The organism is Ruegeria sp. CDSC068 (assembly GCF_059610545.1).
This window is the reverse complement of the sequence record NZ_JBXWNV010000005.1, coordinates 143,646-157,488: the sequence shown is the minus strand read 5'-3', so window position 1 is coordinate 157,488 and position 13,843 is coordinate 143,646. Positions and strand designations below refer to the sequence as shown.

At 57.9% G+C, this 13,843-nt stretch carries 14 protein-coding genes; 11 read left to right on the top strand and 3 right to left on the bottom strand.

Annotated elements, in window-relative coordinates:
• Positions 1-71: 71 nt before the first annotated feature.
• Positions 72-680 carry a helix-hairpin-helix domain-containing protein gene (locus tag AC2FID_RS12175; RefSeq protein WP_472724033.1) on the top strand — a complete coding sequence of 203 codons (609 nt, stop codon included), beginning with the start codon at positions 72-74 and terminating at the stop codon, positions 678-680.
• 54 nt (positions 681-734) lie between these two features.
• Here AC2FID_RS12175 and serS read toward each other — a convergent pair whose 3' ends face one another.
• Together serS and AC2FID_RS12165 are read right to left on the bottom strand one after the other, a co-directional pair.
• The gene (gene serS / locus AC2FID_RS12170) at positions 735-2,027 is read right to left on the bottom strand and encodes a serine--tRNA ligase (RefSeq protein ID WP_472724032.1); all 1,293 of its coding nucleotides are present in this window, start codon (positions 2,025-2,027) and stop codon (positions 735-737) included.
• A 72-nt stretch (positions 2,028-2,099) separates the two neighbouring features.
• Positions 2,100-3,764, bottom strand: coding sequence for a mechanosensitive ion channel family protein (locus tag AC2FID_RS12165; protein WP_496705160.1), 1,665 nt, complete (start codon positions 3,762-3,764; stop codon positions 2,100-2,102).
• Between the two features lie 201 nt (positions 3,765-3,965).
• Here AC2FID_RS12165 and yajC point away from each other — a divergent pair, with 201 nt between their 5' ends.
• From yajC to AC2FID_RS12115, 10 genes are all read left to right on the top strand, one after another.
• Complete coding sequence (yajC, locus tag AC2FID_RS12160) at positions 3,966-4,253, top strand: preprotein translocase subunit YajC (protein WP_058274044.1); 288 nt, start codon at positions 3,966-3,968, stop codon at positions 4,251-4,253.
• Positions 4,254-4,286: 33 nt separating this feature from the next.
• Positions 4,287-5,948 (top strand): protein translocase subunit SecD, encoded by a 1,662-nt coding sequence (gene secD, locus AC2FID_RS12155; protein ID WP_496837005.1) that lies wholly within the window; start codon positions 4,287-4,289, stop codon positions 5,946-5,948.
• Between the two features lies 1 nt (position 5,949).
• Entirely contained in the window at positions 5,950-6,924 is a 975-nt protein-coding gene (gene secF / locus AC2FID_RS12150; protein ID WP_496837003.1) for a protein translocase subunit SecF, read from the top strand.
• The gene (locus AC2FID_RS12145; protein ID WP_496837001.1) at positions 6,917-7,687 is read left to right on the top strand and encodes a sulfite exporter TauE/SafE family protein; all 771 of its coding nucleotides are present in this window, start codon (positions 6,917-6,919) and stop codon (positions 7,685-7,687) included. The genes secF and AC2FID_RS12145 overlap by 8 nt, the downstream gene beginning before the upstream one ends.
• Positions 7,674-8,027, top strand: coding sequence for an Mth938-like domain-containing protein (locus tag AC2FID_RS12140; RefSeq protein ID WP_058278135.1), 354 nt, complete (start codon positions 7,674-7,676; stop codon positions 8,025-8,027). The genes AC2FID_RS12145 and AC2FID_RS12140 overlap by 14 nt, the downstream gene beginning before the upstream one ends.
• A gap of 146 nt (positions 8,028-8,173) precedes the next feature.
• Positions 8,174-8,788, top strand: coding sequence for a heme ABC exporter ATP-binding protein CcmA (gene ccmA, locus AC2FID_RS12135; RefSeq protein WP_282169318.1), 615 nt, complete (start codon positions 8,174-8,176; stop codon positions 8,786-8,788).
• A complete protein-coding gene (gene ccmB / locus AC2FID_RS12130) occupies positions 8,785-9,441 on the top strand; it encodes a heme exporter protein CcmB (RefSeq protein WP_058274038.1) in 657 nt (218 codons plus the stop codon). The genes ccmA and ccmB overlap by 4 nt, the downstream gene beginning before the upstream one ends.
• Before the next feature lie 61 nt (positions 9,442-9,502).
• Positions 9,503-10,276, top strand: coding sequence for a heme ABC transporter permease (locus AC2FID_RS12125; RefSeq protein ID WP_058274037.1), 774 nt, complete (start codon positions 9,503-9,505; stop codon positions 10,274-10,276).
• Positions 10,273-10,431: a heme exporter protein CcmD gene (gene ccmD / locus AC2FID_RS12120; RefSeq protein WP_496836697.1), complete on the top strand. Its 159-nt coding sequence runs from the start codon at positions 10,273-10,275 to the stop codon at positions 10,429-10,431. Before AC2FID_RS12125 ends, ccmD begins: the two co-directional genes overlap by 4 nt.
• The gene (locus tag AC2FID_RS12115; RefSeq protein WP_496836699.1) at positions 10,424-10,960 is read left to right on the top strand and encodes a DsbE family thiol:disulfide interchange protein; all 537 of its coding nucleotides are present in this window, start codon (positions 10,424-10,426) and stop codon (positions 10,958-10,960) included. Before ccmD ends, AC2FID_RS12115 begins: the two co-directional genes overlap by 8 nt.
• A 114-nt stretch (positions 10,961-11,074) precedes the next feature.
• Here the strand turns inward: AC2FID_RS12115 and acnA are convergent, their stop codons facing one another.
• Positions 11,075-13,765, bottom strand: a complete 2,691-nt coding sequence (gene acnA, locus AC2FID_RS12110; protein WP_496836999.1) for an aconitate hydratase AcnA — start codon at positions 13,763-13,765, stop codon at positions 11,075-11,077.
• Positions 13,766-13,843: the final 78 nt, after the last annotated feature.

Below are 13,843 nucleotides of genomic sequence, written 5' to 3'. Positions count from 1 at the left end.
GGGCACTGGCTTGTGAGAGTGTGTATCTGGTATACATAAGATAACGCAGGGAAAATCGGAAAGGACAAAGAATGACCGCAGTGACCGCAATAAAAGGCGTTGGAGAGGGGCTAGGAAAGTCACTTACAGCCAACGGCTTCAAAACCGCTGAAGCCGTTGCCAAGGCAAGCCCCGCTGCACTGGTCAAAGTTCCTCGTATCGGCAAAGCCCGCGCAGCCGTCTTGATTGCCGCCGCGAAAGAGGCGATTGCAACGAAACCGGCAGCCGCAAAACCCGCCGGGACTAAGCCAGCCGCCAAACGCCCTGCAGCGAAAACAAGTACGCGCCGCGCGCCTGCCAAAAAGCCTGCAGCGCGCCGAACAGCGCCCCGCAAAACGATCGCTGCCGCCGCTGCCGAGAAGCGGGCGGAAGAGGCTGCGCGCAAAGCGGCTGAGGAAAAGGCCGCAGCCGAACTGGCAGAAGCCAAGGCAAAAAAGAAGGCCAAGGCCAAAGCCAAGGCTGAAAAGGCCGCTAAAAAGCTTCAGGAGATGGAAGCCGTCTTCTCGAAAGCCAAGGACAAGGTGAAGGCCAAGACGAAGAAGGATAAGAAGAAAGATAAAAAGAAAAAAACCGACAAGACGGACAAGAAGAAAGATAAGAAAAAAGACAAGAAGAAGGATAAGAAAAAGGCGAAGAAGTAAGCCTTCTCCGCCTTGCAGCTTCTTGAACCGGCGCCCTGTTGGTCGCCGGTTTTCTTATGCCAGCGTGCCGTCCAGCTGCAGCGTCAGCTTGCCACCCAAATAGGGGGCCAGAACCTCGGGCAGGGTGATGGTGCCGTCTGCATTCTGGCCGTTTTCCAGCACGGCGATCAGGCAGCGCCCAACAGCCAGGCCGGATCCGTTCAGCGTGTGAACGTATTCCGGTTTGCCCCCAGCCTCGGGGCGGAAGCGCGCGTTCATCCGGCGGGCCTGAAAATCACCACAAGTCGAGACTGAGCTAATCTCACGGTACGTATCCTGACCCGGCAGCCACGCTTCGATGTCAAAGGTTCGGCGCGCGCCAAAGCCCATGTCGCCTGTGCACAGGATCACTGTGCGATAGGGGATGCCCAGCTTTTCCAGAATACCCTCGGCACAACGCAGCATGCGTTTTTGCTCATCATCCGACTTGTCGGGATGGGTGACCGAGACCATCTCGACCTTTTCGAACTGGTGCTGGCGCAACATGCCGCGCGTGTCCCGGCCAGCCGATCCGGCCTCAGACCGGAAGCACAAGGAATGAGCGGTATAGCGGCGGGGCAGATAGTTTTCTTCAATCATTGTGTCGTTGACGATATTGGTCAGGGACACCTCGGACGTCGGGATCAGCCACCAGCCTTCGCGGGTCTGATAGCTGTCTTCGCCAAACTTCGGCAATTGGCCGGTACCCTGCATCATCTCGGACAGAACCAGAACCGGAGCATTCACTTCGGTCAGTTCGTTTTCGTTGATGTGCGTGTCCAGCATGAACTGCGCCAGTGCGCGGTGAACGCGGGCGACGCCGCCGGACAACAGGACAAAGCGCGAGCCGGACAGCTTTGCCGCCGTTTCAAAATCCATGCCGTTCTGTACGGCCTCGATTTCAAAATGCTCTTTCGGTGAAAAATCCAACTCACGCGGAGTGCCCCAGCGGTTGACCTCGACATTGTCGTTCTCGTCCGCACCTTCTGGCGCGTCCTCGGCGGGCAGGTTCGGGATGCGGATCAGCTGATCAGTCAGCAGCGCATCCAGATCCTTGGCCTCGGTCTGCATCCGGGCGATTTCGGCCTTTTTCTCGGCGACCAGTGCGCGCAGGCGTTGGAATTCATCCTCGTCGCCGCGTGCCTTGGCGGCACCGACCTCTTTGCTGGCCTTGTTCTGTTCGGCTTGTGCCGTTTCTGCGGACTGAATCTTGGCCCGGCGGCTTTCGTCCAGTCTCAGCAAATCTGACGACACCGGCGCGTCCCCACGGCGCGCAAGTGCGGCGTCGAAGGCGGTGGGGTTTTCGCGAATGGCGCGGATGTCGTGCATGGTTCAGATCCTTAAATGCGTGAATCACTGAAACCGCTTATGCACCATCTGAATGGCGGGGTGTAGCGCCGGTTACGACTTATCGGCATCCTCGTGTTTTTCATGCGCCAGATGGCCATCCCAATGTTCGGTTGGGATCTTGGGATCAGGCGGATCAGCCATGTAAGAGGGCGTCATGATCTGCACACTGTTTTCATTGAACACGGCCACGATGTTGCGATGCAGGTCCGATTTAATCTTTGGAATAATACTGCCGCGTGTCGAATACCCGTTGATTTGATAATTGATCGCGTAATCGGCTAATGCTGTCCACAAAACAAACGGTTCCGGCTTGGACTTGATCCCCTTGGTGCGGTTGGCGGCCTCGATCAGCATCGCCTCGACCTTCTCGGGCGGCTCTTCATAGCCGATGCCAACCGTGGTATGCAGAAGCAGTCCGCTGCCGTCTGTTTTCTTCGAGAAGTTCACCACATCCGAATTCATCAGTTGCGCATTAGGGATCGAGATCAGTTCGTTCTTAATGGATTTCAGATGCGTCTCCATCAGTTTGATCTGAACTACATCGCCGATGTGGTCGCCGATCTGAATTCGGTCCCCGATCGAGGTCGAGCGACGATAGATCACAAACAGTCCTGCCAGCATGTTTGAGACGACAGAATTTGCACCAAGCGACAGCATGGCACCCACCAGGATCGTCAACCCCTGGAACGCCGCCGAATCCGATCCGGGGATGTAGGGAACGGCAAAGACCAAGGCGATCATGATCACCACAACACGGGCAATGTTGAAGGTTGGGCTGACCCAGTGCTTTTCGAAATCGCCCATGTCGAAGGAACCCGCCTCGACCGCGTCGAAGAACACCCGCATCCCCTTGATGATGTACAGCGCCACCCAAGAAATCAGGCCCAGCATGATCAAATTGGGGATGTAACTGATAATGCCTTTGAAGATCAGCAGTACCGGCTCGGTCAGATAGGTCAGCAACAGCTGCGCAAAATAGCGGGTTTCGGCGAAAGCCAGCAGAACAAACGAAAGGTAGTAATAAAAGCCGAGAAAGAAGATGATGAGCAGAACGAAGTTCAACCCATATCGTACCAGCGCAGCGATCGCTTCGGCCTGAACGCTTTTGGCTGTGGCAGTTTCCACGTCCTTGAGGTGAAGTGAGACAAATTTTAATGTCTTCCGTCGAATCCGACGGTGCACCCACAGGATTGCCACCACAAACGCCACAAAACCAATGGTCCATGCCACTGCCTCAATCGCACCGGACACGCGCGCCCGATCGGTGCGGTTGGCGCGATAGTCTTCGATGGATTTTTTGATCGCGTTCCCGTGCAAAACGCTTAGAACGCTAAGCTCCATCTGATCCAACTCGGCATCGGCTTCGGTGACGATCGAGACTCTCTCGCCATCGGCCAGAGTCCAAATGCCGAACTCGGTCTCTTCGTATGTCACCTCAACCGTCAGTGCATCCGAGGCTTCGGCGATTTCGATGATCTTGTCCTGAACGTCTTCCGCCCGCTCTGGCGCGGGCAGGGCACTGGATCCCCTGACCTGGAACAATACGTCCCCGTCCACGATGACCGGAGCCACGAAACTGTCCGAGTCCGCCCCGTCAGAAGCAGGGGGCTCTGTCGGTGTTTCCTGTGCCAGTACGACGTCCGAAAACCACAGGCTGGACGCCAGGGCCGTCAGAAAATAAACCAGCAAAAGGAAGGGCTTGAATTGCCTTGCCATATGTCCCCCTTAACCCGAACTATACCCGGTTTCAGCGAGGTGCCTAGGACATATCTGCAACGCCTGGCTTGTTCTTTGTGCACTGTGGCCGGGTCAGGGCGGTGTACAGCGTTGCCTTCGCTTGCAAAGGCGCAATTCAGAGCATAGGTTCCCGCCAAATTTGCGGAGCATTTCCGCAGCACCAAAACAAAGGAATATCCCATGGAAGGTGGCGCAATCGCCCAGTTTCTCCCGCTGATCCTGATCTTCGCGATCATGTATTTTCTGCTGATCCGTCCGCAGCAAAAAAAGATGAAGCAACATCAGGCCATGGTCGAAGCCGTGCGTCGCGGCGATCAGGTTGTCACCCAGGGTGGAATGATCGGCAAGGTGTCCAAGGTCAAGGAAGGCGACAACGAGATCGAAGTTGAAATCGCCGAGGGTGTGAAGGTTCGTGTGGTCAAGTCGACCATTGCGCAGGTTCTGAACAAGACTGAGCCCGCGAAGTAACTTCGCGCCACAATTCCTTGAAAAGGCAGGGTAATGCTGCAAATTGATACCTGGAAGCGGGTTCTGATCTGGCTGGTCTGCGTGATCGGTCTGATCCTTGCCCTGCCGAATGCGTTTTATACGCGCGTCGAGCAATCCAACGATGCCAAGGCCGCAATTGAGCTTGGCATCGACACCCCCGAAATGCAGGCCGAGGCGGCGCAATGGCCGAACTGGCTGCCGTCGTCGCTGGTCAATCTGGGCCTCGATCTGCGCGGTGGTGCGCATCTGTTGGCCGAAGTTCAGGTCGGCGATGTGTACGAATCCCGGATGGAGGCCATGTGGCCCGAAATTCGCGATGCGCTGCGGGATGAGCGCGCCACTGTAGGCACCATCCGCAAGCAAGAGTCGGCCCCGGACGAGATTCGGGTGCGCATCAGCCAGCCCGAGGGCACGGCCCGCGCGCTTGAAGTTGTGCGCGGCCTGGCCCGTCAGGTGCAAACCCTGACCGGTGTAGGTGCAACCGATATCGAGGCACGGGCTGAGGGCGACACAATCGTCGTTCAACTGTCCGAGGCGGAAAAACTTGCCACAGACGACCGCACTGTGCGCCAGTCGCTTGAGATTGTGCGCCGCCGTATTGACGAGGTCGGAACGCGTGAACCCACGATCCAACGTCAGGGTGCGGATCGTATCCTTATTCAGGTGCCGGGTATCGGCAGTGCTGGTGAACTGAAAGAGATCATCGGCACCACCGCTCAGCTGACATTCAATCCCGTTGTGGCGCGGGGTACCAACCCGGACGCAGTGCCGGGGACTGGCGAACAGGTCCTCCCCTCCATCGACGAAACCGGTTTGTTTTACACAGTCGAGGCGGCCCCAGTCGTCACCGGTGAAGAGCTGGTGGACGCGCAGCCAGCCTTCGACCAGAACGGTCGCCCAGCGGTCAGCTTCCGGTTCAACACATCGGGGGCACGCAAGTTCGGCGACTATACGCTGGAAAATATCGGCCAGCCGTTCGCAATCATTCTTGATGATGAGGTCATCTCAGCCCCGGTCATCCAAAGCCACATTCCCGGCGGCTCGGGCATCATCACCGGCAACTTCACCGTCGAAGAAAGCACCAATCTGGCTGTTCTGTTGCGCGCAGGCGCGTTGCCAGCCGGGCTGGAATTCCTCGAAGAGCGTACCATCGGCCCTGAACTGGGGCAGGACAGCATCGACGCGGGTAAGGTCGCAACCATCGTGGCCTTCGTCGCGGTGCTTGCCTTTATGGCGCTCAGCTATGGTTTGTTTGGTCTCTTTGCCAACATCGCCCTGATCATCAACGTCGGCCTGCTGTTTGGTCTGTTGTCCCTGATCGGAGCCACCCTGACGCTGCCCGGTATCGCCGGTATCGTGCTGACGGTTGGTATGGCGGTGGATGCCAACGTGCTGATCTTTGAGCGTATCCGCGAAGAACTGAAATCAGCCAGAGGCCCGGCGCGCGCGATCGAACTGGGTTATGAAAAGGCGTTGTCGGCCATTCTGGACGCAAACGTGACCACGTTCATCACCGCTGTTATCCTGTTTGCCATGGGCAGCGGTCCGGTCCGCGGTTTTGCCATCACGCTGGGTCTGGGCATTCTGACCTCGGTCTTCACCGCGATCTTCGTGACGCGCCTGATGATCGTGATCTGGTTTGAACGCCGCCGCCCGAAAACGATCGAGGTTTGACATGAGACTGAAACTCGTACCCCAGAATACCTCGTTCGATTTCTTCAGCCGATGGAAAATCTGGCTGGGTATCTCGGCCTTGATGATGATCGTGGCGTTCACGTCCTTCATGCTTCAGGGGCTGAACTTCGGCATCGACTTCCGCGGTGGCACAACGATCCGGACGCAAAGCACCCAAGAGATTGATGTCGGAGTCTATCGTGACGCCCTTGCCCCGTTGGAATTGGGGGATGTGACAATCACAGAGATCTTCGATCCAAACTTTGGACCGGATGAGAATGTTGCGATGATCCGTATCCAGGCTCAAGAAGACGCCGAGGCGGTTACATCGGACGTGATCAATCAGGTCGGCGAGGTGCTTGCTGCTGCTGATCCGGGCCTCAAATTGCCGTTTGAAAGCGTTGAATCCGTCGGTCCTAAAGTCTCGGGTGAGCTGATCCAAACTGCCGTTATCGCGGTGGTGTTGGCGATAGGGGCGGTGCTGGTATATATCTGGCTGCGTTTCGAATGGCAGTTCGCCTTGGGCGCGGTGGCCGCATTGGTCCACGACGTAATCCTCACCATCGGCATCTTCTCGGAACTGCAAATCCGGTTCGATCTGGCCATCATCGCCGCATTGCTGACCATCGTGGGGTATTCGCTGAACGACACCGTGGTCGTCTTTGACCGCGTCCGCGAGAACCTGCGGAAATACAAGAAAAAGGACCTGAAAGAGGTTCTGAACATCTCGATCAACGAAACGCTCAGCCGGACGGTGATGACCTCGGTTACCACCCTGTTAGCGCTGATCTCGCTTTATGTGCTGGGCGGGGACGTGATCCGCGGCTTTGTCTTCGCGATGATCTGGGGCGTGATCGTAGGGACGTATTCCTCGGTCTTTGTGGCCTCGACGATCCTGCTGTGGCTGGGCGTCAAGCGCGACTGGTCGAAGCCCTCCAACAACGCGGGCAACCAGTTCGCAAATGTGGATGCCTGATCTTCTCGGCCAGTCCCCAACGGGGCTGGCCGTTATCTTTTTTGCAGCGACACTAGGCGGCATCGTACGCGGGTTTTCCGGCTTTGGCACCGCGCTGATTTTTCTGCCTCTGGCCACTCCGTTCCTCGGCCCGTTTGGGGCGCTGATCGGACTGACGATCATGGATATCTTTGGGCCCCTGCCTAACCTGCGACGGGCGTGGCGCGCCGTAGACCGCGGAGACCTGGCACGGCTGCTGCTTGGCTGCGCTTTGATCCTGCCTGTTGGCTTGTGGGTCCTCACGCAGGTCGAGCCCGAGGTTTTCCGATACGCGGTCAGCTTCCTGGCCTTGTTCATGCTCGCAATCCTGATCCTTGGATTACGCTACCAAGGCCGCGTGCGACGCGCGATGGTGACAGCCATCGGTGGCGCTGCGGGGTTTCTCGGCGGCGTCGCTGGGTTGCCTGGACCGGCGGTGATCCTGTTCTACATGTCCCGTCCGCTGCCGGTAGAAGTCATTCGGGCTACGATCCTGCTGTTCCTTTTCGGCTTCGACTTTCTTATTTTTGGCTTTCTGTCTGCTATGGGGCGCGTGACTTTCGACAGTGTTGTTCTGGGGCTGGCTTTGTCGGTTCCGAACCTTTTGGGCAATTGGCTGGGCGGCTGGCTGTTCAACCCGGAAAAGGAAAAGCTCTACCGCACCGCCGCCTACGTTGTCATCGCGCTGGCCGCCTTGTCGGGCCTGCCGCTTTGGGGCATAGAAGATATCCATGCGGTTGAATGAGATCACATATAACAACGCAACACCGGTCGATGGCTACGGGCCCGGCTTTTTCCGTATTGGTGGCCAGGTCCACGAAGGGGCGGTTCTGACCGGTCCATCGGGCACCACCGGTTGGGGCGGATACGACGATCAATCCTCTTTGCTTACACTGGCTGGGCATGTGGATGTCCTGTTGATCGGAACGGGCGCTGATCTGGCCCATATCCCCTCAGACCTTCGAGCGGCGCTTGAGCAGGCCAGCATAGGCGTTGAGATCATGAACTCTCCTGCAGCCTGCCGTACCTACAATGTACTGCTCTCCGAAGGCCGCCGCATCGCGCTGGCTTTGCTTCCCACCTGACGGGATCCGTTTCATCTGGCCAAAAATATCCCAGGAGCGCGAAGGGCTGGCCCCTCATTTTCATGCTTATCCGACAGCGGCTCGGGCATTGCCCTGCGGCAAATCCCGCCTTTTGCCCCTATGCGCAATAAGATAAGCGGGAACGTATGACACTGACCGTAACCGATCTTGCCATCACCCGCGGGGGTATCCCCGTGCTCGAGGGGCTCAACTTCTCGCTTCAATCCGGGCAAGCACTGATCCTGCGTGGGCCAAACGGGATCGGCAAAACAACTTTGTTGCGTACACTTGCGGGGTTGCAGCCGGCGTTGAGCGGAACCATTGTCGGGGCCGAGGATCAAATTGCCTACGCCTCGCATTCCGACGGGTTGAAGCCAACGTTGACGGTTGTGGAAAACCTGACCTTCTGGGCCTCGGTCTTTGGGACAGATGACATCCAACCGGCATTGGATGCCTTTGCTTTGAACGAGCTGTCGGACCGCCATGCGGGAAACCTGTCCGCCGGGCAGAAACGTCGGCTTGGACTGGCCCGGATGCTGGTCACCGGGCGGCCGATCTGGATGCTGGACGAACCGACGGTGTCACTGGACAAAAGCGCCGTCCAGATGTTTGCCGATACCGTTCGTGCCCATCTAGGGCAGGGCGGTTCCGCCCTGATCGCCACCCATATCGACCTTGGTCTGGACGGTGCGGTGCTGGATGTGGGTCCCAACAAAGCCAAACCAAAACCCATCGACGACTTTGACGGAGGCTTCCTGTGATCGCCCTGCTGCTGCGCGACCTGAAACTGGCCTTCCGCGCGGGCGGGGGTTTTGGCCTTGGTCTGGCGTTCTTTTTGATTGTGACTGTTCTGGTGCCGTTCTCAGTCGGCCCGCAATCTTCGCTGCTGTCGACCATTGCCCCGGGTGTGCTTTGGCTGGGCGCGCTTTTGGCCTGCCTGTTATCGCTTGATCGTTTGCTTGCGTTGGATTGGGAAGACGGGTCGCTTGACCTGTTGGCCACCGCGCCCTTGCCGCTTGAGGCGGTTGTGTCGATCAAGGCGCTGGCCCACTGGATAACAACGGGTTTGCCACTGGTTCTGGCCGCGCCGTTTCTGGGTGTGCTACTGAACTTGCCGGTGCCAGGCTTTTTCTGGCTGGTGATCTCACTTTTGGTCGGCACCCCGGCCATGAGTGTGATCGGGACCTTCGGCGCAGCTCTGACTGTCGGCCTGAAACGCGGGGGGCTATTGTTGTCATTGCTTGTCCTGCCGCTGTATGTTCCCACGCTGATCTTCGGGGCCGAAGTCGCACGCCGCGGCGCCACGGGGATGGAAACGCAGACACCGTTGTTGATGCTGGCAGGGATCACGGCGGCCACGATTGCTCTGTTGCCTTTTGCCAGTGCAGCCGTGCTGCGGATCAACCTTCGGTGACACGGTCGCAGTTTGACTGATGTCAATTGAGAACAAACACGAGTCGGACTAAATAGAGCCCATGTCTATCGCAGCCAAAGCCAATACCCTCTGGGAATACGCCAACCCGCGTAAATTCCTCGCGACCAGCGAGCGGGTCCTGCCGTTCTTCTGGATGACTTCTTTTGTGTGTCTGGTCGTCGGGCTGATCTGGGGCTTTTTCTTCACGCCGGATGACTACAAGCAGGGCTCGACCGTCAAGATCATTTACCTGCATGTGCCTGCGGCGCTGATGGCGATCAATTGCTGGCTGATGATGCTGGCCACATCTTTGGTCTGGCTGGTGCGCCGCCACCATGTCAGTGCACTCGCTGCGCGAGCGGCAGCTCCCATCGGTATCGTGATGACCCTAATCGCGTTGGCAACCGGCGCGATCTGGGGGCAACCGATGTGGGGCACGTGGTGGGCCTGGGATCCACGCCTGACGGCTTTCCTGATCCTGTTTCTGTTTTACCTTGGCTACGTAGCCCTGTGGGAAGCGATCGAGGATTCCGATACAGCCGCTGATCTGACCTCGGTCCTGTGTCTGGTGGGGTCGGTTTTTGCCTTGCTCAGCCGCTATGCGGTGAACTTCTGGAACCAAGGCCTGCATCAGGGGGCATCCGTGATGCGCGCCGCAGCCGTCACCGGCGCGGATACCGAAGAAAAAGTCAGCAACATTTATTTCTATCCGCTGCTGGTATGTATCATCGGATTTGTGCTGCTGTTCATTGCGTTGGTTCTGTATCGCACAGGAACGGAAATCCGGGCGCGACGGATCAAGGCGCTGCTGGCGCGAGAAAGGCTAAACGGATGATCCCTGATCTTGGAAAATATGCCGACGTGGTCCTGTGGTCCTATGCGGCTTCGCTGGGGTTGCTGATTGCACTGGTCGCTCTCAGCGTAATGCGCGGGCGCAAAGTCCGGGCGGAAATGGAAAAGGTCGAACACAGGATGTCGCGCAATGGCTAAAATCTCACCCTTGATGATTGCGCCGCCGTTGATCTTCGGCGCTTTTGCCGTTCTGGCCGGCATTGGCATGTTCCGGGATGACCCCGATGCCTTGCCATCTGCACGCGAAGGGCAGCCCGCCCCACCTGTCGTTCTGACCGAGTTCCCGGGCAAAACGTTGTTCGACGATGACACCCTGCGTGATGGTGAGGTCAAGCTGGTCAACTATTGGGCCAGTTGGTGTGCGCCCTGCCGGGCTGAGCACCCCAACCTTGAGGCGCTGTCCGAAGAGGGCATCCCGGTCTATGGCATCAACTACAAGGATCAGTTGGCCAATGCCGAAGGTTTTCTGACCGAACTGGGCGACCCATATGAGGCCATCGGACGGGATGAACAAGGGCGCATGGCGCTGGACTGGGGTCTTTACGGTGTTCCGGAAACTTATGTAATCGACGGAGAGGGCACAATCATCCTGCGCTTTGCCGGTCCGATTACGCAGCGCGTCATCGAAAGCAGGATCCGCCCGGCATTGGAAAAAGCTGGCGAGTGATCTGATCCGTTGCCATCCGGAGCGTGCCTGCGGCACGCGCTCTATTTCTTATTTCTGCTAGTTGCATTGGCACCCAAGAAAAAGCCCCGGCGCATTGGCCGGGGCTTTGTTGCTTTAAGCGTCCTTGGCAAGGTTCCGCAGCACATATTGCAGCACGCCGCCGTTTTCGATGTATTCGATCTCGGGCGCGGTATCGATCCGGCATTTCAGCGTGATCGTTTTCTCGGTTCCGTCGCCGAAGATGATGGTGCAGGGCACTTCTTGCAGCGGCTCGACCGAATCCAAGCCATGGATCGAGACGGTTTCGTCGCCTGTCAGGCCCAGTGTCTTGCGGGTGTCGCCGCCGGTGAACTCGAACGGGATTACGCCCATTCCAACCAAGTTGGACCTGTGGATACGCTCAAAGCTTTCGGCGATCACGGCTTTGACGCCCAGCAAGGCCGTGCCCTTGGCAGCCCAGTCCCGGGATGAGCCGGCGCCGTATTGCTCGCCACCAAAGACGACCAGCGGAAGGCCTAGTTCCTGGTAGGCCATTGATGCATCGTAGATCGAAGCCTGTTCGCCGTCAGGACCTTTGGTATAGCCGCCTTCGACGCCGTCCAGCATCTCATTCTTGATGCGGATGTTGGCGAATGTGCCACGCATCATGACCTCGTGGTTGCCGCGGCGGGAACCGTAGGAGTTGAACTCGCGTGGCTGCACCTGACGTTCGATCAGGTACTGACCGGCAGGCGAGGTGCTTGCAAAAGACCCTGCGGGTGAGATGTGGTCGGTCGTGACCATGTCCCCAAGAACCGCCAACACCTTGGCACCTTCGATATTTGAGATCGTGCCCGGCTCGGTACCCATTCCCTGAAAATAGGGAGGGTTCTGGATATAGGTCGAAGTCGGCGGCCAGTCATAGGTTTCCTGTTGCGGAACCTCGACGCTTTGCCATTTCTCATCGCCTTTGAAGACATCCGCATATTTCGACTGGAACGCTTCGCGGGTGACAGTTTCCTGCACCAGCTCGGCAATTTCGCTTTGGGTTGGCCAGATGTCCTTCATGAAGACGTCATTGCCGTCCTTGTCCTGCCCAATCGGCTCGGATGTCAGGTCGATATCCATGGTGCCAGCCAACGCATAGACTACAACCAGCGGTGGCGAGGCGAGGTAGTTGGCCCGCACGTCCGGCGAAATCCGGCCTTCAAAGTTGCGGTTGCCGGACAGAACGGACGTGGCGACCAGATCACCTTCGGCAATCGCTTCGCTGATCTCCCTCTGAATCGGGCCAGAGTTGCCGATGCATGTGGTGCAGCCATAACCAACCAGGTTGAACCCGATGGCATCCAGATGTTGCTGCAGGCCAGCCGCCTCAAGGTATTCAGACACAACCTGCGAGCCGGGGGCCAGCGAAGTTTTGACCCAAGGTTTGCGGTTCAGGCCCAGCTCATGCGCCTTTTTCGCCACCAGACCGGCACCGATCATCACGTAAGGGTTCGAGGTGTTGGTACAGGAGGTAATCGAGGCAATCACAACCTTGCCCGATTCCATGCCGTAGTTTTCGCCCTTGACCACGACCTGCTTGCCCATCGGGCGCTTAAAGGTTTCGGCCATTTCCTTGGTAAATGCCGCCTTGGCGTCGGTCAGCGCAACATAGTCCTGCGGGCGTTTCGGGCCGGAGATAGCGGGAACGATCGTGCCCATGTCCAGCGTCAGAGTGTCGGTGTAGATGGGCGCGTAGTTCTCATCACGCCAAAGGCCGTTTTCCTTGGCATAAGCTTCGACCAGTGCCAGGCGATCCTCATCCCGACCGGTGTTACGCATATAGCGCAGGGTCTCACCATCAATCGGGAAGAAGCCGCAGGTCGCGCCATACTCGGGGGCCATGTTGGCAATCGTCGCGCGGTCAGCCAGCGGCAAACGGTCCAGACCGCTCCCGTAGAACTCGACGAATTTGCCCACCACGCCTTTCGCGCGCAGCATCTCGACGACTTTCAGAACAAGGTCAGTGCCAGTGGTGCCTTCCACCATCGCGCCGGTCAGCTCAAAACCCACGACCTCGGGGATGAGCATCGAGATCGGCTGGCCCAGCATCGCGGCCTCAGCCTCGATCCCGCCGACGCCCCAGCCCAGCACGGCCATGCCATTGACCATGGTGGTGTGGCTGTCGGTGCCAACCAGCGTGTCGGGGTAGGCGACTTCGTCGCCGTTCTGATCGGTGTCGGTCCAGACTGTTTGGGCCAGATATTCTAGGTTTACCTGATGGCAGATGCCGGTTCCGGGGGGAACAACACGGAAGTTGTTAAAGGCCGACTGCCCCCATTTCAGGAACTGGTAACGCTCCATGTTGCGTTCATATTCGCGATCCACGTTCATCTGGAACGCGCGCGGGTTACCGAATTCATCAATCATGACCGAGTGGTCGATGACCAGATCAACCGGGTTCAGCGGGTTGATCTTCTGCGCATCGCCGCCCAGCCCTTTGATGCCATCGCGCATCGCGGCCAGATCAACAACAGCCGGAACGCCGGTAAAGTCCTGCATCAACACGCGGGCAGGGCGATAGGCAATCTCGCGCGGGTTCTTGCCGCCATTACGTGCCCATTCGCCAAAGGCTTTGATATCGTCGACCGCGACGGAAAAGCCATCGTCCTCGAACCGCAGCATGTTTTCCAGAACCACTTTGAGCGCGGCGGGAAGCTTGGAAAAATCACCCAGACCAGCCTCTTGCGCGGCAGGGATCGAGTAATATGAAATGGATTTGCCATTCACGCTAAGGTTGCGGCGTGTTTTGGCGGTATCTTGTCCGACTTTGATGGGCATCTGTGGCCTCCCTCTGAAATGACTTAGATCCCGGGATTCGCTAATAGTTATCTGCATCACCTACGCCTTTGGTTCAAG

Bases quoted from the DNA above. Each gene is read 5' to 3' on its own strand.
- AC2FID_RS12175 (WP_472724033.1), top strand. From the start codon at position 72: ATGACCGCAGTGACCGCAATAAAAGGCGTTGGAGAGGGGCTAGGAAAG.
- serS (WP_472724032.1), bottom strand. From the start codon at position 2,027: ATGCACGACATCCGCGCCATTCGCGAAAACCCCACCGCCTTCGACGCC.
- AC2FID_RS12165 (WP_496705160.1), bottom strand. From the start codon at position 3,764: ATGGCAAGGCAATTCAAGCCCTTCCTTTTGCTGGTTTATTTTCTGACG.
- yajC (WP_058274044.1), top strand. From the start codon at position 3,966: ATGGAAGGTGGCGCAATCGCCCAGTTTCTCCCGCTGATCCTGATCTTC.
- secD (WP_496837005.1), top strand. From the start codon at position 4,287: ATGCTGCAAATTGATACCTGGAAGCGGGTTCTGATCTGGCTGGTCTGC.
- secF (WP_496837003.1), top strand. From the start codon at position 5,950: ATGAGACTGAAACTCGTACCCCAGAATACCTCGTTCGATTTCTTCAGC.
- AC2FID_RS12145 (WP_496837001.1), top strand. From the start codon at position 6,917: ATGCCTGATCTTCTCGGCCAGTCCCCAACGGGGCTGGCCGTTATCTTT.
- AC2FID_RS12140 (WP_058278135.1), top strand. From the start codon at position 7,674: ATGCGGTTGAATGAGATCACATATAACAACGCAACACCGGTCGATGGC.
- ccmA (WP_282169318.1), top strand. From the start codon at position 8,174: ATGACACTGACCGTAACCGATCTTGCCATCACCCGCGGGGGTATCCCC.
- AC2FID_RS12125 (WP_058274037.1), top strand. From the start codon at position 9,503: ATGTCTATCGCAGCCAAAGCCAATACCCTCTGGGAATACGCCAACCCG.
- ccmD (WP_496836697.1), top strand. From the start codon at position 10,273: ATGATCCCTGATCTTGGAAAATATGCCGACGTGGTCCTGTGGTCCTAT.
- AC2FID_RS12115 (WP_496836699.1), top strand. From the start codon at position 10,424: ATGGCTAAAATCTCACCCTTGATGATTGCGCCGCCGTTGATCTTCGGC.
- acnA (WP_496836999.1), bottom strand. From the start codon at position 13,765: ATGCCCATCAAAGTCGGACAAGATACCGCCAAAACACGCCGCAACCTT.